Below are 22,224 nucleotides of genomic sequence, written 5' to 3'. Positions count from 1 at the left end.
TATGAAACAATTAAAGAAAAAGCGGCTCCTGCTGCTTTCTTGTACAATTGCCATCATTTTATTTGGGATTTGGTTTTCCACATCCAATATGTATAAGTTTGCAAAAGGCTACTTTCTTTACAAGACTCATGCTCCAAGTAGTCAAGTAAATGAAACAGTACAGAAAACACCAAGTGATAAGCCAGCAAGTAATAAAACAACAAAGAAAGAGCTATATCCTGTCCGCCCTGAAACGGGTGAAGAAATCGGGGAATTGTATATACCCAAACTAAAAACAAAACTCCCTATTTTCCATGGCACAAACGAGGATGAATTGGAAAAAGGCGTTGGTCACTTTGCAGGAAGTGTGCTACCTGGTGAAAATGACAATTCCGTTCTTTCCGGTCATAGAGATACGGTATTCCGTAAACTCGGGCAAGTTGGCGAAGGAGATTTGTTGATAGTAACAACATCGGCAGGAGAGTTCACATACAAAATCAAAAAAGTTCGAATTGTGGATGAGGATGATCGAACCGTAATCGTACCAAAGCCACGGGCAACGCTAACCGTCAGTACCTGTTACCCCTTTGATTATATCGGGTCAGCACCTGAACGCTATATACTTGTCGCTTATTTGACTTCAAAAACAGTAAGTTAATCATCTAATTTCTAAAAACAAGAGTCCCAATAAGGAAACCTATTGGGACTCTTTTAATTTCTTTTTAGAAAAGAAAACGAAGGTGAAAGTCACTATAACCAAATGAAAAAACACCGATATCGATGTTTTTTCATTGCTAATTTATTTATATTGTTAGGTTATCCTTATTACTCACTGAAGCGGATTTTAATATTTTATGATGATAAATATAAGAGCCGGCTATCAAAATATATCCGATAATGAAAAGCAGCCATCCACTGGCAGGGTCGCCCACTGATATGCTTGAATACATGGCACCCGTCAAATCAAATACAAAACCTGCATAAGCCCATTCCTTGATTCTCGGAAAGCCAGGAATAAGTATTGCCACGACACCTAATAATTTGGCAATTCCAATAAAGGGTAGGAGGTAGGTAGGATAACCCAAATGATTAAATAAGGCGACTGCATCGGGAACAGACATTATATCCGGAATAGAACCCAAAACCATTAGTGCCACTAAAAGCCCTGTGAAAATCCAATATATAATTTTTGTTTTTTTCATCTATTCTCATTCCCTCCCTTAGATTGACATTCTAATCATATTCCACATTCCTTTTATTAATGCTTTCTGTAACAAATTATTAACATCAACGGTAATATCAAGAGTGAATATGCTGAATTCACGAGTAAAACAGCAAAATTCACGAGTAAACGGCGCGAAATCACCAGTGTAGCACGAAATCCGAGTAAACGAGCGACTGTCTGCCAAGCCGCATCAAAGCAAGCGTCTACGGTACTCGGCTAGCCAGTTTTACGGCAGGAGTGCCGCAATTTTCTTAAAATTAGAGAGGATTTCCTCCGTTTGATCTTTTACATCCTTAAGAAAGAGTTGATCACAAAATCATGAATTAAGAATATCGTTTGCCCAATTGTTCTATTCCAAAAGTCTACTGCTTGAAGGTGATTTTGGAGTTTTCTTTAATGTAAAAGGCAGTGGCTGCTTTAACCACTGCATTTTGATAAAAAATTTCAAGAATATTCCATGATTAGCTTTGCTGCTTTTATTCCTGAGGTTTTGGTCGATATGTATAGTGAACATTGCCAACACTGTATTTGACACATGCAGGTATGGCTTTATCTTGTAAAAAAGTTTATTGATTTAAAAGAATTGATTAAAATGACGCATAACCCGACACAGGAAATCGTGATGAGGGAATACATTAACTTTAAGTCTTTCAATATAATAATTCCGGCAATTACTATGAGAGAATCAATGATAAAAATAATAATTCCAGGATTAGTTGCTGTAGCTTTAGAGATTAATAGTGCTAGTAAATCCACTCCACCGGGGCTAATATGTTGTCTCAGCATAAAACCGACACCAATCCCAATCGTCAATCCACCGATAATGGCACTTGTTATGATCGGTAGATGAATCAAACCGTTTAGTGGTGTTAGCCAATCGATAATGGTTGATGTAAAAGCTAACCCAAGGATGGCATTAAAGAAATAAGATTTATCGTATAGAAGAGATAGAAGGTATATGGGAATATTGATCATAATCATGGTATGTCCAACCTGGATTTCCCACACATATTTGATTAACAAACTTATTCCAAATATCCCGCCATTTATTAGATGAATGGGAACGATAAACAGGTTAATACCAATTCCAATGCAAAAACTTGAAAAAAGCAGAGTAACTAACTTTTTCATTAATACATTCCCCTTGTCCAAATCATTATCTTAAAATATATGAGAGGAATGTAAATATATACTCAGCATATTTAAAGTACCGGTGCAATTTGTGAATTGTTGGCTTTGTTCTTCAGAAGATATTCTGAAGAGACATGGGATTACACTGGGTCATAATAAAGGCCGTCTCCTGGAGGCCAGGAAGCAATTTGGGCAAAAAAAGAGACACTCTTAAAAAGTGTCTCTTTTTTTTTGCATTTATATGTCTTCATGGGGCAAGTCAGTTTAATAATATAAGAATTTTTTTACCTTGGAAAATAGGTTGATTTAGCCTTGATTATTAAAAGCCTTTTTTTGATAGGCGATTTGTAATGGTATCTTCTTGTGGTGATGTTTGCCGAATATAAAAGGCAAGTATGAATGCAACTATGGTCAAACCTGTTGCGATCATGAATGCATCATCCACTCCCATTACGCTGCCTTGTTTAATGGCCATCGCCATTTGTGATGTATTATCTGGTGATATATTCCTTTGAGATAAGATTTCCTGTACATGTTTCGTTCCCTGGTTTGTCATGATGGACACAAAGAATGCCATGCCAACAGCGCCTGCTACCATTCTCAATGTATTGACCATTGCTGTTCCATATTTGTTTAGGCTAAGTGCCAATTCATTTAATCCAGCTGTGAAGATAGGCATCATCAGTATCGACATTCCGAACATTCTAATCGTATATACCCATACCACATAAGAATAGGACGTATCTGTTTCAAGCCGCGTTAAAAGGTACGTTGTAATGATAGTGATGGCAAGTCCGCTCACCGCAAGCCATCTTGCACCAAATCGATCAAACAGCTTTCCGGTGATAGGAGACATGATCCCCATTAAAATCCCGCCAGGCAATAGCATGAGACCGGATTCCATCGGAGTAAACCCACGGATATTCTGCATATAGATTGGCATGATGATCATTCCGGAGAACATACCCATAGTTGCGATGATGTTGATGATTGTCGTTAAAGTGAACATCCGATACCGGAAAATTCTAAACTCCAAAATGGGATGAGATACAGTGAATTGCCTCCAGACAAATAAAGCTAAACTGATTCCTCCAACAAGGAACATCATCAGTACTTCAGGGCTGCCCCAGCCCTTGGTGCCGCCTGTAGCAAATCCATATAGAACTCCGCCGAATCCGATAGTGGATAGAATTACACCCAGTTTATCGAGTTTAGGCCGGCTGGTTTTCCCTACTTTTTTAATGATGAAAATGGCAAAGATGAAGTCAAGCAGGGCGAATGGGAAAATGATAAAAAACAGAACCCGCCATGAATAGTTTTGGATAATCCATCCTGATAATGTCGGTCCTACAGCTGGGGCAAAATTCATCGCGATACCAAATATGCCCATTGCAAAACCGCGTCTGTTAGGTGGAAATAAAGTGAAAATTACATTTGTAATCAACGGGAACAAAATCCCCGCACCTGCAGCTTGAACCACACGTCCGATCAATAAGACGGAGAAGCTGGGGGCAATCCCACATAAAAATGTTCCTAATGCAAAGAGTCCCATCGAAGCAAGATATAATTGTCTTGTATTGAATCGTTCCATTAAGAAAGCGGTAATCGGGATGACAATCCCATTGACCAATAAGAAGATTGTAGTAAGCCAATTAGCTGTTGCAGCTGATATGTCAAAATGAGTCATTAATTGAGGCAATGCGATATTGATTAAGGTCTGATTTAAGAAAGCGACTAGAGCACCAGCCAGCATCACCGCAAACATGGGGCCTGTACGAATTTTAGTGATGGCTGTTTTTTCGTGATTCATTATTATGGCACGTCCTTTCCGCTAGGATAGTACAAATTGTACTGTCTGCTATTTTTAAAGAAACTAATTCGTCTCACGAAGTATTAGTGTAAAACTAACCTATATTTTCCAATAAAATACACCATTTAAGGAATCTCAATTTACGCTTTTTTTGAGGTGTTTATTCTTTATTAACCACTAACTTGACAATATTTCAGGATACATTCTCATGGAAATCCCCCAGGCTAACATCCATTCTACAGGTATATCATATTTCAAACAATAATCACCAACATAATACTTACAATGTACCAGAGAAATTTTTGCACTAGGTATAAATACTTTAACATTCTATCATTCGTAGTCACTAAAAAATAGTTAATTTATAAAAAGGTGTGATGAACAATAAAATCACGACTTTTCCGCATTTTCCGAATGTTTATTTTTTAAATATTCAAAATATATATTGCAATCAATGTATTGGTTAATTATAATACAAAACATAACAAATAAAAGTCGTTTTGAGGGGGTGAAAGAATTGAATATTGCAGGGATGAATATCACTTTTAGGCATTTCCCTTTTCATTATTTTTTGGAATGCATGGACAAACTTGAGATTAAAAGCATTGAATTATGGGGTGGGGAGCCGCATTTGTATGTTTATCGCAACATACTAGGAAATATAAGGAGTTTGAGAAGGGAACTTAAATCTAGAAATATGAAAATCATCTGCTATACTCCAGAACAATGTATCTATCCATATAACATTGCATCCTCGGATGCTCATTGGCGAAAAAAAAGCATTGAATATTTTATGGAGAATCTTTACGCCGCGCTGGAGTTAGACACAAACATGATGCTTATCACTTCTGGAATAGGGGACTTTTCTGTTTCACAGGAGGAATCATGGAAGTATGCAAGTGACTCAATCTTTCAATTAACCAAAGTAGCTGAGAAGGAAGGTTTGATTCTTGCTTTAGAGCCATTGACAAAATATGAATCCAATCTGGTAATTGACTCTAAGGGGTTAAAGAAAATGTTAGAGGAAATCCAATCTCCTTCGCTAAAAGGAATGATAGATACAGTTTCCATGCAACTGGCAGGTGAAACACCTGATGAGTACTTTTCCTTCCTTCCCGAATTAAGCCATTTTCACCTAATCGATGGAGATGGTCAATCAGATACGCATTTGGCACTAGATGATGGTGTTTTAAATTGGAGAGAATATTTAACGAGTCTTAGAAGCCATGGTTACAAAGGAAGTTGTACTCTAGAGATTATGGGATCAAATTATTATCAAAATCCAAGCGATGCAATTATGAAATCTATTGAAAAAGTAAGGGAATTGGGAATTTAATCATCTAATTTGGAGGAACTCTTTATGAGTAATGGCACACTTACACGAAAACTGGGTTTTTGGTCTGCTCTAGCTATTGCTGTTGGAACTACTATAGGATCGGGTATTTTTGTCTCATCTGGTGATGTTGCAAGGGCTGCGGGTACTCCTTCCATTTCTATTCTAGCCTGGATAATAGGCGGGGTGATTGCCATACCTCAAGTAATGGTGCTGGCCGAGTTATCGACCGCATACCCCCAAAATGGAAGCGGTTACGTTTATTTAAATAAAGCTGGGTGGAGGCCTTTGGCATTTTTATATGGATGGGCCACTTTCTGGGCGTTGGATCCTCCATCCATATCGATAATGGCTTTAGCGCTTGTTTCTTATTTAGCAACCTTTTTCCCATTTTTCTCGGGAGTTGCCGGAAAATTATTGGGTATTGCAATCATCCTGCTAATCACATCGATTCATTATCGAAGTGTAAAAGAAGGAGGTCTTTTCCAGGTCATTATCACGGCTATCAAGATCATTCCTTTCCTGATCGTCATTGTGCTTGGAATAATGTATATGAACCCTGAAAACTTTGCTTATACCCCAGCTCCTGGTGCTCAGAAGTCAAGTTTGATAGGCGGTGTATCTGCAACCACATGGGCATATACGGGAATGGCTGCGATTTGTTTCATGGCTGGGGAGTTCAAAAATCCAGGGAAAATACTTCCCCGAGCTCTTATTAGTTCGGTATTCATCGTGTTGGCTTTATATACGCTGCTAGCCATTTGTGTCATCGGCTTGATGCCATTTGAAGAATTAATCAACTCCAATGCGGCTGTTTCCGAAGCTGTAAAATATATTCCGGGATTATCGGATATTGCATCATCATTTGTGGCCATTACAGCGATTATTGTTATCTTGGGTTCGTTGAGCTCTTGCATAATGTTTCAGCCCCGCCTTGAGTATGCAATGGCAAAGGACGGACTATTCTTTCAACGCTTTGCGAAGGTCCATCCTAAATATGAAACTCCAAGCTTCTCCATCATCGTTCAGGTTACGTATGCATGTATTCTTGTGTGCTTCAGTAATTTAACGGTGTTACTTGGCTATTTCACACTGATTCAATTGGTTATTAACATTATGGACTTTGCCGCTGTTTATAAATGTCGTAAGAGGGATGATTATAACCCAATCTATCGTATGCCAATGTGGAGATTAACGACGGTGTTAGCTATTCTTGGAGCATCATGGCTGGCTTGGGGAACTTTTACTTGGGCGCCTATTCAAGGAGTGATTGCAGCATTGATCGTCATCGCAACAGGTCTGCCGGTTTACTATTATTGGGAAAGGAAATATGGATCCAAGAAAAATAACGACAGCGATATCGTGGCTTAGCAGAATGTGTTAAGGGAAGTTGGGCCTTCTTTTGTCAAACGCACTAAAATTTAAAATAAAACAATTGTACAAATTATTATGTTTAGATATAATACAAGACATAACAAATATACAGGGATATGGGAGGAAGCTGTTGATGCTAAAGTTTGATGAAGAGTTATTTCTAAATCTTGTAGAAAAAGAGGGCCTTGCTTTTAGAGGCCAGATTGAAGAAATCGTAGATGGAATCACCAAAAGGGGCTACAGCAATATTTTTCTGATCGGCGCTGGTGGCACCATAGCCATGATGTATCCGTATGAATACATTTTAAAGTCAAATTCTACCATCGATGTCCATGCAGAAATTGCTGCTGAGTTCATGGTGATGAATCATAAGCATTTCAGCAAAGATTCAGTCTGTATTTTTACATCTGTATCCGGGACTACTCAAGAAACAGTTGCAGCGGCTGAATATTGTAAAGAAAAAGGCGCCACTACAATAGCTTTAGTTGCAGAGCCAAATACTCCGTTAACACAAATTGCGGATTACTGTATAACGACAGGTTCTGAAACGCACTCTTTTGATACTTTCTTTATGCTTTTGTACATGGTCGTCTTCCGTTTCATGCATAACAATAATGAATTCCCGCAATATGAACAATTCACGAAGGAGGTTTCTCTACTTCCGCGTGCAATTCTAGATGCCGTTAAATCTTTTGACAAAAAGGCAGAGGAATTTGCCATTGCACATAAAGACACGGATTACCACATGATGGTCGGTTCTGGTAACCTATGGGGAAACACTTATTCATATGCCATGTGCATTTTAGAGGAGATGCAATGGATCCAGGCGAAATCCATCCACGCGGCAGAGTTTTTCCATGGTACGCTTGAACTTGTTGTAGAAGATACAAGTGTTATTTTACTAAAAGGAGAAGATGAAACTAGACCGCTGATGGACCGTGTAGAGAGATTTGTAGAAAATATCTCTAAAAATTTAACGGTTATTGATACCAAAAGCTTTGAAATGGACGGTATCAGCGAAGAATTCAGAAAGCACTTTTCTGTTAGTATTAACTGGTCGGTATTAAGTCGAATCAGCGTTTACCTTGAGCGTGAAAGAAATCATCCATTAACACTTAGAAGATACTATCGCCAAATGGAATATTAAGATATGTGGAGCACTACTTAGTAGTGCTCTTAATTTTAAAGAAAGCGGGGGAAAATGATGAGAACGGTTACAGTCGGAGATAACTGTATGGATGTCTATCAAAAGAGCGGGGAGGTCTATCCTGGCGGTAATCCTTTAAATGTGGCTGTCTATTTAAAAGGGTTAGGTGCTGAATCTGCTTATATTGGCTGGGTGGGCTCCGATCAATACAGTGAAAAGATGGTTAAAGCGATTCAGGAAAAAGGTGTTGATATTTCCCATCTTTCGCGGAAAGAAGGAAAAACAGCTGTTACTTTTGTTGAAATGGTAGGAAATGACCGCAGGTTTGGAGAATACGACGAAGGTGTCATGGAACATTTCTGTTTAACGACGGAAGAACTCCATTACATTCAAACATATCAGCTTATACATTCAGGGATTTGGGGACATGCGGATAAGTACTATTCCTTTTTTAAAGAAAAAGGAATGCTCACGTCTTTTGATTTCTCAGATCAGCTAGATCACGATTTAGTGAAGACTTTACCGCAGTTTATTGATTATCCTTTTTTCTCTTATACGAAGGACGATGCTTTTATCCGCAAATTTTTAAAGGATGTAAAAAATCAAGGACCTAAAATTGCGGTCGCCACTTTAGGTGAAAATGGTTCACTTGCCTATGACGGCATTCAATTTTATCAATGCGGTGTCGTTGAAGCGAATGTGGTGGATACGATGGGGGCGGGGGACTCCTTCATTTCCGGTTTTATTTATGGAATATTGAAAGGCCATTCCATCGGCAATTGTTTAGAATTGGGCACAGAGTCTGCTGCGAAAACAATTAGCTATTTCGGTGCGTGGTGACTGGGAATGGAAATAATGTATAATAGGTAATAAATAATAAAATTTGACGGATAAGGATGAATCTAATATGAATTTAAATCCTTCAACCCCCCAGCCACTATATATGCAAATAAGGCAAATGTTGAAGAATGATATTCAGAACGGTAAATACAAACCAGATGAACAGATCCCAACCGAAGCAGAGCTTTGTGAAACTTATAACGTTAGCCGCATTACCATACGAAAAGCAATAGAGGAATTGGTGAAGGATGGAACACTGACACGTATTCCGCGCAGGGGTACCTTTGTTGCATCTAATAAGTTTCATAATGAGTTGTTATCCATAAGTGGATTCTCAGAGTTTAGTCATCAGCTGGGGAAGATACCGAATTCCCGGATTTTACGAAGTGAGGTCATAGCCGCACCAAAAGAAGTTGCAGGTCATCTCCTCATTGAAGAAGGAAGCCCCGTTCTCGAACTTGAGCGACTCATGTATGTAGATGAGCGTCCGCTTTTCTACGATACCGCTCATTATTCGTTACTTCGTTTTCCGGATTTAGAAAAGAAGATTGCAAGGGATGAATCAACTTATAAGATCCTTTTGGAAGATTACCATACAGAAATAGTCAGTAACGATAAAATTATCGACGTGATTGGTGCTACAAAAATCTATGCTAAATATTTAGAATGCGATATTGGCGCAAATTTATTTAGAATAGTGAAGATTGCTTTCGATGCAAACGACGAACCTGTTCATCTCTCAACCTTCATGTGTGAAACCAACAAGGTCAATCTGACCGTTCATCGGGCAAAATAGGTCATGCCAATAATTTGGCATGACCTATTTAAATATCTAGTTTTGATTTTCCTCCTCCAATCTTTCTTCTTCGGTCATCGCATTTAAAATATCCTTACAATTAAAACATAAGATTTTCTTGTTATCTAACAGAATGCCGTTCAGGAAACCAGCCGTACAATATACATCACTTGCACAGCGAACACAAGAGCCAACTAGTTCATCCATCTATTAATCTCCTTAATCAGGAATCGGGTATAGTTTGGTGTTTTATTTTGCATAAAGATAAAGGCCAAAATCTTGCATAACGGAAGTGTGCCCCATTTGCCGTAACATGGTAGCTATATTGCCACGATGATATGATCCGTGAGTGACAATGTGTAATACCGATTCGGAAATGGTAGTTTCAAGCAATCCGGCATACGGGTTATCCACGACAATTACCTTTTCCATATCCTCTGTACTCAGAAGTACTTTGTTTCTTTCGTATAAGTCTATAAATGTTTTTTTCATTTCCTCAATGCTTTTCTTTTCCACCGCTTCTTTTAATTGATTAGAAGATGCCATTGCTTCATTCATACTTTTACCTGAGATAATGTCAAACCACGCAAAATCTGTGAGATAAATATGAGACAACACTTTTGATACCGACGAAAAACCAGTCTGAATTTCCTTATGGTAAATGTGCTGTGGAAGTTCATTTAACCGATCGATGATGACTCCATTTGCCCACGCGTGATAGTTATACATTTCTTGCTCGGGGTGATTCATTTAAAAAACCTCCATATACACTAGTTTTTTCGTTTTGAACAATTCATGCAGTGAGAACAAAAGTATACAGGTGAATTCAATCCAGTACATTCATTAATATGTTGTTCTCTAATATATATAACAATTCCTCCTGAAGATTCTCCCGGTATATGTGCTCACCATAAATGTAAAATATATAAAAATAAGAGATAATACGAACTACGAACATTGATTATTAAATGAATAGCTAATGGAGCATCACATATAGGCATTTTTTCTTGCAGGAAAATAGCTCCCTATATCGAACTGATAGTAAAGGAGATGGTAATATGAATCTGAGGATTAAATATAGGCTTTATATCCATGTAGACGGAAAACTTATTCCAGAACAGTATGACCGATACGAGATACTAAACGTCAGAGAAGGTATTGATCCAAATGATACTAAGGATTACCAAGAGCTTATTAAAAAATTGAGTAAGTCGATTAATCGGCCCTTAAATGAATTTGAAATAAAAGACTATGAATCAATGTAATTGCATCCTTTTGAAGATTGATCGAATGTTACGTATCTAAAATTTTCTCCTTCAATAGAACGAAATTCATAAAGTTTAAAAGTGAAAATAAATAAAGAAAACCTAAAATGAGCCTCCTCCTTATATTAATAAATGTAAATGTAAGGAGAGAGGAAAATTCGATCTTGCTTCAGCAGTTGTAATGGTGATTGGAATAAAGAAAATGGGTATAATTAATCAAGCAAAATCTTTGTCTTCAAAAAGCTATGAAAATTTGAAATACCGTGGTTTCAGCCCAATTTATCTAAGCTTTCTAGTAGGTTTCTGCGCACGGTCGGAAGGATTTTAAATATTTTGAAATAGACCACGATAGAATATGTATTGTATACAACATTCCATGTTATAGGAATTTCAGTCCCTTCCTCAGGTAGTGGCTAGGGGGACGCAATGATTAAAGTGCTTGGGTAGATAAACGCCAATAAAGCGCTCCATTTTTGGAGCGCTTTATTGGCGTTTATTCAATTGAATTTTTTTTGAACAGTCGTTGAATCTACTTCACCCTTATGGAGATTTTGCAAAAAAATTCAAAAATTAAGGTTTATCAGAGATTCGTCTCAGGTGAAGAGTTAGGGAGGAAGCGGGATACCAATTATTATTTATAGCCAAACATTGATAATTCTATCTGTTTAATAATATCTATGTAAAACTCTCTTGTATCAAGAGAGTTTTTTTGCATGAAAAGGTATTTAGCTAATATGGAGTTTTGTTAACGGCGAGCTAAAAAGAAGGGGAAAAGGATGATATGTTTTTAATGAAAATTTTTCACATTCTCTTTTATAGACTTGTCTTTACTTGGTCCTGTTTGCGGACTGTTGTTAATGCTTATGAAGATAAAAGCTGATGAGTTGGAGAAATAAAGAGCAGGTTTACAAAATCTTAACATTTGGTTTATGTGGGATTAATGTTTTCTGATTATGATTAAACCGTAATAAACAGTAATAAACATTAAAGATTCCACACTAAATGGAGGCACTTTTTATGAATCGCACATTCAAGAAGAATTGTTACAAGTCTATTCAAGCTTTGATGTTAGGGGTGAGTGTACTGGGATTAGCTGCTTGTGGAGCTACTAATGAGGAGGCTGCTTCAGTGGTTAAGGATCCAAGTTCGTTAACCTTGAAAGAAATTGAAACAAAGGCAAAAGAAGAGGGGACTATTAATAGTGTCGGTATGCCTGATTCATGGGCTAACTGGGGAGAAACTTGGAATGAAGTGATGAAAAAATATTCATTGGAACACAATGATACAGATTTGTCCAGTGCCGAAGAGATTGCCAAAATGGAATCTGAAGGAGAGAATGCAACAGCCGATATCGGCGATGTAGGGATTTCCTTTGGGCCAATCGCGGAACAAAAAGAATTAACGATGCCATATAAAACTTCCTATTGGGACGAGGTACCTGAGTGGGCAAAAGATGACAATGGAGATTGGGTTGTTGGCTACCAAGGAACGATTGCATTCTTTACTAATAAAGAATTAGTAGAAAACCCGCCTAAATCTTGGGATGACATATTAAAAGGGGATTATAAAGTAACAGTTGGAGATGTACAGCGTGGTACACAGAATCAAATGGCCGTACTTGCTGCCGCTATCGCTTACGGCGGTGATGAAACAAATCTCCAACCAGGAATTGACTATTTTGCGAAGCTTGCCAAGCAAGGCCGCCTTAGCTTGACTGATGCCAAGCCGGCTAACATCGAAAAAGGGGAAGTGGAAGTTGCACTTGTTTGGGATTTTAATGCTCTTGGTTACGCTGACCAAATTGACCGCGATCAATTTGAAGTGATCATTCCAAGTGAAGGTTCAGTCGTAAGCGGCTACGCAACCATTATTAACAAATTTGCCAAGCATCCGCATGCGGCAATGGCAACTAGAGAATATATTTTAAGTGATGAAGGACAAATTAATTTAGCTAAAGGGTTTGCCCGACCTATTCGCGATGTAGAACTTCCGAAAGAAGTAGCTGAAAAAATGGTTCCAGAAGAACAGTATAAAAATGCGAAACCAATTGAAGATTACAAAGCTTGGGAAGAAACGGCTAAAGGTTTACCGCAGCTTTGGCAAGAAAAGGTGTTAGTCCATGTCAAATAAAGTAATAGCAATTGTTGTTGATGGTATGAGATACGATAAAGCATGCGAAGCGCTGGGATTTATTCAGCATTTAGTCGAAACGAATCAAGCGTCACTTTACAAAGTTAAGTCGGAGCTTCCAAGTCTTTCCCGTCCATTATATGAAGTGTTGTTAACAGGTACGCCGGCTTCAATAAATGGGATTACGTCCAATCAAGCCGTTCGTTTATCTACTGAGAAAAGTCTCTTTCATCTTACGAAAGAAAACGGGTTAAGAAACGGAACAGTGTCCTATTACTGGGTAAGCGAACTTTATAATCGTGCGCCATTCCATTTTATTGAAGACCGTGAGCAAGAAGATGAATCCAATCCAATTCAATACGGAAAATTTTATTGGGACGATGACTATCCAGATAGCCATGTGTTAATGGATGCAGAAGCTTTACGCAGAAAGTATGACCCTCACTTTTTATATATTCATCCGCTCGGTGTAGATGTAAAAGGAGAAATTTTTGGTTCGGAATCAAAAGAATATCGTGAGCAAATCCTAAAAATGGGAAGCTTGTTGGCACAACTATTGCCAATTTGGATCAAAGAAGGTTACCACATATTAATTACATCGGATCATGGCATGAGTGAATATGGCAACCATGGCGGCAGAACTGATGGTGAACGTGATGTACCGCTCTTTATCATTAGTCCAAAAGTTGAGCCTGGCATTTATGGTGAAGTGGTTCCGCAATTAGCTTTTGCACCGCTCGTTTGTGAACTAATAAATATTGAGCCGTCCGATAAAATGATTTCATATCAATTTCCAGGCCTGAAAGGGAAAGTCACCCTTTAAAAAAGATACATCATTCAAAATAAAAATAAAATGAAGAATGAAGATTGACTGGAATTGGTTTAACGAATGTACTGTTATACCAATTCCCAAATTGTTAGAGAACATAGAGGAGCGAGAAGTCTTGCGAAAAATAAAAAAACAAAAAATTTACTTATTAGCTCTTTTACTGCCATTTATTATGCTTGTGATTGGATTTGAGATAGGACCATTAGTGGCAATGATTAAAAATAGTTTTTATGCAGATGATGGAATTCAAGTTACGATTGATCAATACTTAACCATATTCAAAAGTGAATTTTACTTACAAGCCATTAAAAATAGCCTGGTCATTTCCTTGTTTTCTGCTATAACTTCTGTGATTGTAGCAGTCATTGCAGCCTATTCGTTTACAAAGTTCTCTCAAAAAATACAAAACCGACTACTGATGGTTACCAATATGACGTCGAACTTTGAAGGGATTCCCCTTTCATTTTCATATATTATCTTACTTGGAAACAATGGGTTGTTTACGTTGCTATTTGCCAAGATTGGTTGGGACCTGTTTGCAGATTTTAATTTATATTCCTGGACAGGCCTCATTCTTGTTTATATTTATTTTCAAATTCCGCTTGCCGTTATGCTCATTTACCCGTCTTATCAAGGAATTAGGCAACAATGGAAAGAAGCATCTTCATTATTAGGAGGGTCAACATTTTCATTTTGGCTTCGGATAGGGGTTCCAGTTCTTTTACCTAGTATTGTAGGTACATTCAGTATTTTGTTTGCTAATGCGATGGGAGCCTACGCAACAGCCTATGCATTGGTCGGCAGCAACTATAACATATTGTCATTGCAAATTGCTTCTCTAGTTGCTAGTGATGTTGCATTAAAGCCGCAGCTAGGTAGTGCATTGGGAGTCCTTCTAGCAACGACCATGATAGGGGCGATGTGGTTCAATGAACGAATGATGCGTAAAGTTAGGAGGGATTTACGATGAAGTCTTCATTGACATTTCATAAATTGTTTGTTGGATTACTAGTTATGTATTTATTAATTCCGCTTGTAGGAACACTTTTATTCTCGATTGCTGGTAAATGGGATCATACGATTTTACCTGAGAGTTATACAATGAAATGGTATATTGAATTGTTTCAAGATGAACGGTTTTATGATGCTTTCCGACGAACACTGTTTTTAATTGTCATGTCTGTAGGTCTTAGTGTTGTTATTATGCTTCCGACAATTTTTATTATCACGGTATATTTCAGTAAATGGGAAGGATTGCTCCAAGCCGCAGCCATGCTTCCTTATGGAGTTCCTCCGATTGTTGGAGCCGTTGGATTAATCAAGCTATATTCTGCTGGACCGATTCAAATTGCCGGAACACCTTGGATTTTAATTGGTGCTTATTTCATAACCATTCTACCATTTATGTATCAAGGAATTCGTAACAGTCTTCGTACGCTTAATGCTGTACAACTTGTTGATGCAGCTGAATTACTCGGTGCCACAAAATTCCAAGCCTTTCGTACGGTGGTGTTTCCAAATATTATATCTGGAATTTTAGTGTCTACCTTATTATCTGTCTCTCTTTTATTTAGTGAGTTTGCTTTTGCCAATTTGCTTGTCGGGGGCCGATTCGAAACCCTTCAAATTTATCTATCCGACAAACTAAACAGCAGTGGTCACTTAACAAGTGCAATTGTTATAACCTATTATTCAATGATTTTACTTTTAACGGGGACTGTATTAAAGCTTACGTTTAGAAACAAAAGAAATCCTGTCGGGTTAAAATAAGAAGCGAATTCCTTCATTTTTTTAAGAAAAATACCGTCATAAAATACTACTTTAGAAGGTGAAAACTAATGAGCTATGTAACCATCGAACAAGTGACTAAGGGATATGACAATCAATTAGTTTTAAATAATATTTCTTTAACATTAAAAAAAGGTGAATTTGCTACACTTCTTGGGCAAAGCGGGTGCGGAAAAAGTACATTATTACGTTCCATTGCGGGACTTGAAGACGTTGATGTAGGAAGAATCTTAATTGATGGAAAAGATATTACTGATTTATCACCGCGTCAGCGTGAAGTAGGTATGGTGTTTCAGTCTTATGCGCTTTTCCCGAATATGAATGTTATTGATAATATCGCTTACGGCCTTAAAATGAAAAAGGTGAAAAATCTTAAGTCAAAAGTGAAAAATATGATTGATATGGTTGATTTAATAGGAAAAGAAGAGTCTTATCCTCATCAATTATCTGGTGGACAACAGCAGAGGGTTGCTCTTGCCCGTGCGCTTGTCATGGAGCCAAAAGTACTGCTTCTGGATGAGCCGTTAAGCGCATTAGATGCTAAAATTAGAAAAAGTTTACAAAAAGAATTAAAGAGAATACAGAAAGAATTAGATATCACAACTATTTTTGTTACACATGATCAGGAAGAAGCAATGACGATGTCTGATCGGATTTTTGTCATGAATAAAGGACAAGTTGTACAATCCGGTTCTCCTTCAGAAATTTATACTTCTCCAGTCAATACATTTGTTGCAAAATTTATCGGGAATTATAATGTCTGTAATATGGAAGTTTTCCGAAAACTTGTTCGCACCACAGAATTAAAAGGGAATGAAGTTGCCATTCGTCCAGAAGTTTTACAATTAGTTTCTGTTGGTGAGGACAGCTTGGACTTACAAGAGAACTGGGGAATTAAAGGATTTATTAAAGATGTTTCCATGGCAGGTAATGTTTTAAGATATGAAGTAGAAACAGAGGAGTGCGCTTTTCATGTAGACTATCTTCACCACCGTGGGGAAATGTTTGAGCAAGGAGCACGCGTTCAAATTCTTGTACCGAAGAAAGAATGCATTATTTTATAAAGTATTGATGATCTAGGGGGAGAAATATGTCTGTTTTGCCTGAAGAAAGAAAGAATGAAATTTTAAAAGAACTTAACAAAATGGGAAAGGTAAAAGTTATAGAATTAGTTGATCAATTTAATGTTTCAGAGGAAACGATTCGACGCGATTTGATGATATTAGAGGAAAAAGGACTGTTAAAGAGGGTTTACGGTGGAGCGATTAAAACAGTCTTTGAATTTGAGGAGCCTCCATTTACACAGCGTACAACGGTGAATCAAGAAGCGAAAATCAAGGTTGGGAAAAAAGCGGTGGAACTTATTTCCAATGGAGATGTGATTGCCATTGATGTAGGTACAACGATGCTTGAATTTGCCCAGTGTATTGAAAATAAAAAAGACATTACGATTTTAACCAATTCTCTTCCTGTGTCGTCTGTGTTGACTGAATTGCTCAATCAAAATAAATTTACAGGACAAATTCTATTACTGGGAGGACAAATTGATCCAAAGCATCAATCCATATGCGGGGGTCTCACTGAACAAATGTTAAATCAATTTAATATCGATAAAGCGTTCATTTCAGCTGGTGGTGTTTCCATTCAAAGTGGCGTTAGTAATTATCATTTACGTGAAACATTAGTTTCACGCAAAATGGTCGAGGTATCAAAGCACGTCATATTGCTAACGGATTACTCTAAAATTGGTGTCGACACCTTTTGTAAAGTTTGTCCTCTAGAAAAAGTAGATGTGATTGTCTGCGAGCAACCATTTCCAGAGGAATGGAGAAATGATTCTAAATTAGAGGAAATCAATTGGATTCAAGCATAGCCCATAAAAGGATATATCGAGATGGAAGAGGGAGTACTCTCTTTTTGAATAGATTTTTGTTGATAGCAGAAAAAAAGCTAGAAAGAAAATTTAATAGATAGAATGAGAAAAGGAGCTATATAGCATGAGTTTCATTGCGATAGATTTAGACGGAACATTATTAAACGACAAGAATGAAATTAGTGAAGAAAATATAAAGGCGATTCAATATGCCCAAAATAGAGGCTTTGAAGTAGTTATCTCAACAGGACGGGCTTATTTTGACGTTCAAACAATTTGTGAAAAAGCCGGGATATCCCCATTTGTAATCGGGACAAATGGCGCAACCATTCATTCAAAAAGCGCAAAGTGCATTTCTTCTATTACGATAACTAAAGATCGTGTTGAATCTATTCTCCAATGGTTAGATGAACGGAATTATTATTACGAAGTGTTCACTGATAAAGCCATCTATACTCTTAAAAAAGGAAGAGAACAGTTCCATAATGAGATTAAAAGTTTGAAAAGCGCAGATTTGAATCCAGATATGAAAGAATTAGTTGAAATAGCGGAAAGGCAATTTGACCAGTTTGGATATGTTTTAGTTGAAAACTATAATGATATCTTAAAACAGGAGGAGGAATTCTATAACATTTTAGCATGTTCTTTTGATGAAAATAAATTAGAGGAAGCCTGGAACCAATTCGAAAATTTTGGTGAGTTGATGGTCGTTTCATCTGCTGATCATAACATTGAAATTACCAGTAAAAGAGCTTCAAAAGGAATTGCCCTTGAAAAATTGGCTTTCTTGATGAATGGCTCATTAGATAAGGCTATGGCAATCGGGGACAGCAACAATGATTTATCCATGTTTCAGAAAGTTGGATACAGCGTAGCGATGGGAAATGCAAAAGATGTCATAAAAAATGCTTGTACAACGACAACCCTTAAAAATGATGAAAATGGGGTAGCTTATGCGATTCATCGATATATGGAGAACTTCGTGGTTCAAAAATAAGTGTCAATGCCAAAGGGGAGAGCGATAAAATGGCATGGATATATATCATAATGGCAGGACTTTTGGAAATTGTCTGGGTGATCGGTCTTAAATATTCACACGGATTCACCAAAATTATACCTAGTATTGTTACGGTAGTTATTATAATCTTTAGTTTCTTTTTACTTTCAAAAGCTTTACATTCAATACCCTTAGGAACTGGTTACGCCATTTTCACTGGATTGGGAACGGTGGGAACTGTAGTAACTGGGATGCTTTTTTTGGGTGAGACCATTAATCCACTGAAAGTATTTTTTATGGCTTTAATGATATTGGGGATGATTGGAATAAAAGTCAATCCAGCAGAGCCTAAACATTAAAGGAAATGAACTGATATAGGGGATGATTCAATGGCTTGGTTTTTTCTTATTATTGCCGGATTTGCCGAAATCGGTAGTGTTATAAGCCTGAAACGTGCAGACGGCTTTAAAAAATTGCTCCCCTCTGTAGCGTGTCTTTTTTTGGGGAGTTTAAGCTTTTATTTTCTATCCTTGTCATTAACTTCTCTTCCAGTCGGGACTGCCTATGCAATATGGACAAGTATCGGCTCTGTTGGAAGTGTTTTAGCAGGAATGATTTTCTTTAATGAACCTAGAAGTTTAAGATTAAACCTATTCATTATGTGTATCATTGCAGGGGCTATAGGAATCAAAATCACTTCTTGACATTAAACTTAAAAAAAACGACCTTAATTTTTAGACAAATAGTTGACTCCCGTAAGGTGTGGGAGTCATTCTATTTAGGGTCCATAGGTAAAGAAGTGTTTTCTTCCATAAATTCTCAAATTGATTAGCAAATTAACCAAAATGTTATGTAAGCGGTGCAACAGTTTCTATAGCAGACTGCTTAGTTGGATATGCCCCTTCCATGTTTTCATTTATTCTATATGGAAGCATTATGAATCAATCACCAGGAATAGAAGGCAAAAGACTTGTCTTTTGTCAATGATTGCGTTCGGTGTCAAAAGTTTTATTATAAGCAGCTTAGTTAAAATCGTAAACAAAAAAAACTAAATGCTTAATTAAAGGTGGGGAAAAAATGAAAATTGGATTAGAAACAGAAAGCTATCACTTGCAATTTATTACGGGTCGAATGGATATTTTCGGTTTTATCAGAAAAACAGCTGAATTGGGATTAGACGGAGTCATGATCAATATTGTTCCATGGCCAGGGTTGTCAGGATGGGGTACATTAGAATCATTTGAGCCGGAATATTTAGAGAGAGTAAGAAAAGAAATTCAAAAGTATGGATTTTTCGCTGAAATAGACACAAATGGAAGCGATCCGGAACATCTAAAAAAGGTCATTGAGGCAGCACATAGAATCGGAGCAGATGTGATTCGCACGTATACATGCTTAGGAGAGTATGATCCGGAAAGATTGAAAAAAGCACCAGGAGATATTAAACAAATTGTACCACTATTGGAAAAATACAGGATAAAACTAGCTGTGGAAAATCATGAGGAAGAGTTAACAGATGAGGTTATTCAAATAATAAATGAAGTCAACAACCCTTGGGTTAGCGCTCATTGTGATGTGGGCAACGGAATGATGGCATGGGAGGATCCAGTTGAAGCTGTAAGAAAATTAGCGCCATATGCATTCACAACCCATTTTAAAGATCATATTATCATTCATGATGGCGAGGATTATAGGGTATGTGGAGTACCAGTAGGGACAGGCAATATTGATACAGAAGAGTGTTTTAAAATACTTGTTGAGAAATCTACCCTAACTAGAATCAACGTTGAAATGTGTTTTCCATATGCCATCAATTTTAAGAGAGAGCTTGGTGCTGGCGGAGTGTTTGCGGTTGGAGAAGGAGCTTTCAAAGTCGAACAACCTCCATATGATTTAAGTGTCATTAAACCATTAGATTACTATTATCCTCCAAAAGAACTTTTAGAACAAATGATTGAAGATCAAGAAAAAGGTACAGTGCAATCGGTTAAGTATACCCTTGCCTTACGGGATAAATATTGCCGATAAATAATATGTAGAAGCAGGGGTGTTGTATAATTCTGTTCATATAATAAAAATTATTACAGCAGTTCCAGCTAATACTTGCTATTGGGTTGATAGAGAGCCTCTTTTGATTGTTATTTAATAAGTGTCGCCTATCTTGTTATAGTAACGGATACGTAGTTCATTATGACATTAAAAAGCCCCTCTCAATTAAGAGAGGGGCTTTATATAATTCTTTAGTGAATTTTTGGCTATTTCTACCCTTTTACTGATTCAGTATTATACTTATGATGTTTCATCCTGCCGTGAATTTTTTTGTAAAAGATCACGGATTTCCTTTAAATATTGTTCGGATGCCGGTACCGCTTCCAATACCTCTTCCTCGTTCGCTTGTTTTTTTCTAATAAGAGAATTCGCTATCTTCATAAACATGAAAATCGCAAATGAAATGATCAAGAAATCAATCACAGCTTGGACAAATTTACCGTATTGAACAACTGCTTTTCCAACTGTGATAGATAACGAAGAAAAATTGACCCCACCTAATAAAATTCCAATTAGCGGTGTGATAATATTATCTACTAGTGATGAAACGATCTTTCCAAAAGCAGCACCCATTACTACAGCTATCGCAAGATCGAGAACGTTTCCTTTGGTAATAAATTCCCTGAATTCCTTTAACATTGTAACTACACCTTTCTTATTTCAATTGATAAAAGCATATCAGAAACATGGTGAAAATTAAATAGTGTAAGAGGCATCCATAATTCAAAAGATAGGACCATCCATCCGTTTAATCATTTGAATCCGTTAATATAATGCCAATCACGACACTCCGATCAAAGGAGATAAAACGCTATTTTCCATTCGAAACCATTAAAGAGCCGCTATAATAAAACGTCTTATTGAAGAAGGATTTAAGAAAGGTCATGGAACAAAGCAAAAAAGTAATGGAAGGGCAGAGTGGGAACGACTAAGGCGTCAATTTTCAATGTCACGTAAGGCCGTTTTCACCAACTTGAGGAAGGGGGTGAATATAAATGTATTCGTTTGGCGATAATTATATTATTGTACTACCCCCTAAGTGGTACTCCTCCATTGTTAAAAGCCCTTCTCTTAATTGAGAAGGGTTTTTTGTTTTGGGATTTGTTAAATGGTTTTTGTTAATATGAGGTATTTGGACTGAACTTAGATCGAATTGGATTTTTTATACTTCTTTCCAACCAACAATATCAGAGGGGAACCTATAATGCTTGGAAGAAACCAAAAAATTAATGGGTTCCATTCATTGAAGATAGTTATATTGGATACATTTACTACAAGAATTGCTGTACAAATAGCGATATAGGAACCGAGCATCCCGCTAATATGAGATACAGTCCAGTTTTTCCATTTCTTCTTACCAGCTACATAGCCTATAAATGCGAAAGAATATGAAAATATTCCAATGAAAAATAAATATGCGCTGCTTTCCCAATTCAATATTGCCATAGTCAGGGATGTGACAAAGACTACAACATATGCACTGTGATAAATTTCACCACAAATTGTATGCATACCTCTTTTTTTCTTTGAAGACATAGCACCTATTCCACTAATAAGACATATTGCTCCAGCGCAAATGTGAATGAACAGAATGGTCTTAAAGATAAGCAATCTTCCCTTCGTTAAATAATCTTTATCAAAATGTAACAGATTAAATA

24 protein-coding genes are annotated in these 22,224 nt (G+C 37.1%); 17 read left to right on the top strand and 7 right to left on the bottom strand.

Annotated elements, in window-relative coordinates:
* Position 1 precedes the first annotated feature (1 nt).
* Complete coding sequence (locus ACWF5P_RS24050; RefSeq protein ID WP_230178309.1) at positions 2 to 637, top strand: class D sortase; 636 nt, start codon at positions 2 to 4, stop codon at positions 635 to 637.
* A gap of 145 nt (positions 638 to 782) precedes the next feature.
* Here the strand turns inward: ACWF5P_RS24050 and ACWF5P_RS24045 are convergent, their stop codons facing one another.
* The 3 genes from ACWF5P_RS24045 to ACWF5P_RS24035 form a co-directional block, all read right to left on the bottom strand.
* Positions 783 to 1,181: a DoxX family protein gene (locus tag ACWF5P_RS24045; RefSeq protein WP_434169175.1), complete on the bottom strand. Its 399-nt coding sequence runs from the start codon at positions 1,179 to 1,181 to the stop codon at positions 783 to 785.
* A 572-nt stretch (positions 1,182 to 1,753) separates the two neighbouring features.
* Positions 1,754 to 2,335, bottom strand: a complete 582-nt coding sequence (locus ACWF5P_RS24040) for a YitT family protein (RefSeq protein WP_434169176.1) — start codon at positions 2,333 to 2,335, stop codon at positions 1,754 to 1,756.
* Between the two features lie 319 nt (positions 2,336 to 2,654).
* Positions 2,655 to 4,145 carry a DHA2 family efflux MFS transporter permease subunit gene (locus ACWF5P_RS24035; protein WP_434169177.1) on the bottom strand — a complete coding sequence of 497 codons (1,491 nt, stop codon included), beginning with the start codon at positions 4,143 to 4,145 and terminating at the stop codon, positions 2,655 to 2,657.
* A gap of 517 nt (positions 4,146 to 4,662) precedes the next feature.
* Between ACWF5P_RS24035 and ACWF5P_RS24030 the strand changes: the two genes are divergently transcribed.
* The 5 genes from ACWF5P_RS24030 to ACWF5P_RS24010 all read left to right on the top strand — a co-directional run bounded on the left by ACWF5P_RS24030 (position 4,663) and on the right by ACWF5P_RS24010 (position 9,635).
* The gene (locus ACWF5P_RS24030; protein ID WP_434169178.1) at positions 4,663 to 5,481 is read left to right on the top strand and encodes a TIM barrel protein; all 819 of its coding nucleotides are present in this window, start codon (positions 4,663 to 4,665) and stop codon (positions 5,479 to 5,481) included.
* Positions 5,482 to 5,505: 24 nt separating this feature from the next.
* Positions 5,506 to 6,849, top strand: coding sequence for an amino acid permease (locus tag ACWF5P_RS24025; protein ID WP_260357176.1), 1,344 nt, complete (start codon positions 5,506 to 5,508; stop codon positions 6,847 to 6,849).
* 136 nt (positions 6,850 to 6,985) lie between these two features.
* Positions 6,986 to 7,999, top strand: a complete 1,014-nt coding sequence (locus ACWF5P_RS24020) for an SIS domain-containing protein (RefSeq protein ID WP_101221529.1) — start codon at positions 6,986 to 6,988, stop codon at positions 7,997 to 7,999.
* A gap of 57 nt (positions 8,000 to 8,056) precedes the next feature.
* Entirely contained in the window at positions 8,057 to 8,839 is a 783-nt protein-coding gene (gene frlD, locus ACWF5P_RS24015) for a fructoselysine 6-kinase (RefSeq protein ID WP_230178315.1), read from the top strand.
* A 67-nt stretch (positions 8,840 to 8,906) separates the two neighbouring features.
* Positions 8,907 to 9,635 carry a GntR family transcriptional regulator gene (locus ACWF5P_RS24010; RefSeq protein WP_434169179.1) on the top strand — a complete coding sequence of 243 codons (729 nt, stop codon included), beginning with the start codon at positions 8,907 to 8,909 and terminating at the stop codon, positions 9,633 to 9,635.
* 36 nt (positions 9,636 to 9,671) lie between these two features.
* Here the strand turns inward: ACWF5P_RS24010 and ACWF5P_RS24005 are convergent, their stop codons facing one another.
* Positions 9,672 to 9,842: a hypothetical protein gene (locus tag ACWF5P_RS24005; RefSeq protein WP_434169180.1), complete on the bottom strand. Its 171-nt coding sequence runs from the start codon at positions 9,840 to 9,842 to the stop codon at positions 9,672 to 9,674.
* A gap of 42 nt (positions 9,843 to 9,884) precedes the next feature.
* Positions 9,885 to 10,385, bottom strand: coding sequence for a DinB family protein (locus tag ACWF5P_RS24000; protein ID WP_434169181.1), 501 nt, complete (start codon positions 10,383 to 10,385; stop codon positions 9,885 to 9,887).
* A 308-nt stretch (positions 10,386 to 10,693) separates the two neighbouring features.
* Between ACWF5P_RS24000 and ACWF5P_RS23995 the strand changes: the two genes are divergently transcribed.
* From ACWF5P_RS23995 to ACWF5P_RS23945, 11 genes are all read left to right on the top strand, one after another.
* A complete protein-coding gene (locus tag ACWF5P_RS23995) occupies positions 10,694 to 10,900 on the top strand; it encodes a hypothetical protein (RefSeq protein ID WP_101221533.1) in 207 nt (68 codons plus the stop codon).
* A 1,017-nt stretch (positions 10,901 to 11,917) separates the two neighbouring features.
* Positions 11,918 to 13,030, top strand: coding sequence for an ABC transporter substrate-binding protein (locus ACWF5P_RS23990; protein WP_434169182.1), 1,113 nt, complete (start codon positions 11,918 to 11,920; stop codon positions 13,028 to 13,030).
* On the top strand, positions 13,020 to 13,853 hold the full coding sequence (locus ACWF5P_RS23985; RefSeq protein WP_434169183.1) for an alkaline phosphatase family protein: 834 nt from the start codon (positions 13,020 to 13,022) through the stop codon (positions 13,851 to 13,853). The genes ACWF5P_RS23990 and ACWF5P_RS23985 overlap by 11 nt, the downstream gene beginning before the upstream one ends.
* A 121-nt stretch (positions 13,854 to 13,974) precedes the next feature.
* Positions 13,975 to 14,829 carry an ABC transporter permease gene (locus ACWF5P_RS23980; protein WP_434169184.1) on the top strand — a complete coding sequence of 285 codons (855 nt, stop codon included), beginning with the start codon at positions 13,975 to 13,977 and terminating at the stop codon, positions 14,827 to 14,829.
* Positions 14,826 to 15,629, top strand: coding sequence for an ABC transporter permease subunit (locus ACWF5P_RS23975; RefSeq protein ID WP_434169185.1), 804 nt, complete (start codon positions 14,826 to 14,828; stop codon positions 15,627 to 15,629). The genes ACWF5P_RS23980 and ACWF5P_RS23975 overlap by 4 nt, the downstream gene beginning before the upstream one ends.
* A 68-nt stretch (positions 15,630 to 15,697) precedes the next feature.
* Entirely contained in the window at positions 15,698 to 16,711 is a 1,014-nt protein-coding gene (locus ACWF5P_RS23970; RefSeq protein ID WP_452445391.1) for an ABC transporter ATP-binding protein, read from the top strand.
* A gap of 26 nt (positions 16,712 to 16,737) precedes the next feature.
* Entirely contained in the window at positions 16,738 to 17,520 is a 783-nt protein-coding gene (locus tag ACWF5P_RS23965; protein ID WP_057276216.1) for a DeoR/GlpR family DNA-binding transcription regulator, read from the top strand.
* A gap of 124 nt (positions 17,521 to 17,644) precedes the next feature.
* On the top strand, positions 17,645 to 18,517 hold the full coding sequence (locus tag ACWF5P_RS23960) for a Cof-type HAD-IIB family hydrolase (protein WP_230178322.1): 873 nt from the start codon (positions 17,645 to 17,647) through the stop codon (positions 18,515 to 18,517).
* Positions 18,518 to 18,546: 29 nt separating this feature from the next.
* Positions 18,547 to 18,876: a DMT family transporter gene (locus tag ACWF5P_RS23955; protein WP_101221540.1), complete on the top strand. Its 330-nt coding sequence runs from the start codon at positions 18,547 to 18,549 to the stop codon at positions 18,874 to 18,876.
* Between the two features lie 30 nt (positions 18,877 to 18,906).
* A complete protein-coding gene (locus ACWF5P_RS23950; protein ID WP_434169187.1) occupies positions 18,907 to 19,221 on the top strand; it encodes an SMR family transporter in 315 nt (104 codons plus the stop codon).
* A 373-nt stretch (positions 19,222 to 19,594) separates the two neighbouring features.
* Positions 19,595 to 20,545, top strand: coding sequence for a TIM barrel protein (locus ACWF5P_RS23945; RefSeq protein ID WP_434169188.1), 951 nt, complete (start codon positions 19,595 to 19,597; stop codon positions 20,543 to 20,545).
* 261 nt (positions 20,546 to 20,806) lie between these two features.
* Here ACWF5P_RS23945 and mscL read toward each other — a convergent pair whose 3' ends face one another.
* Complete coding sequence (gene mscL, locus ACWF5P_RS23940) at positions 20,807 to 21,205, bottom strand: large conductance mechanosensitive channel protein MscL (protein ID WP_101221543.1); 399 nt, start codon at positions 21,203 to 21,205, stop codon at positions 20,807 to 20,809.
* A gap of 504 nt (positions 21,206 to 21,709) precedes the next feature.
* Entirely contained in the window at positions 21,710 to 22,177 is a 468-nt protein-coding gene (locus ACWF5P_RS23935) for a DUF2306 domain-containing protein (RefSeq protein ID WP_230178324.1), read from the bottom strand.
* Between the last annotated feature and the right edge of the window lie 47 nt (positions 22,178 to 22,224).

The sequence above is a fragment of the Peribacillus sp. NPDC055009 genome, assembly GCF_053608705.1.
The sequence above is the reverse complement of the archived record's forward strand: the minus strand, read 5'-3'. Positions and strand labels throughout refer to the sequence as shown.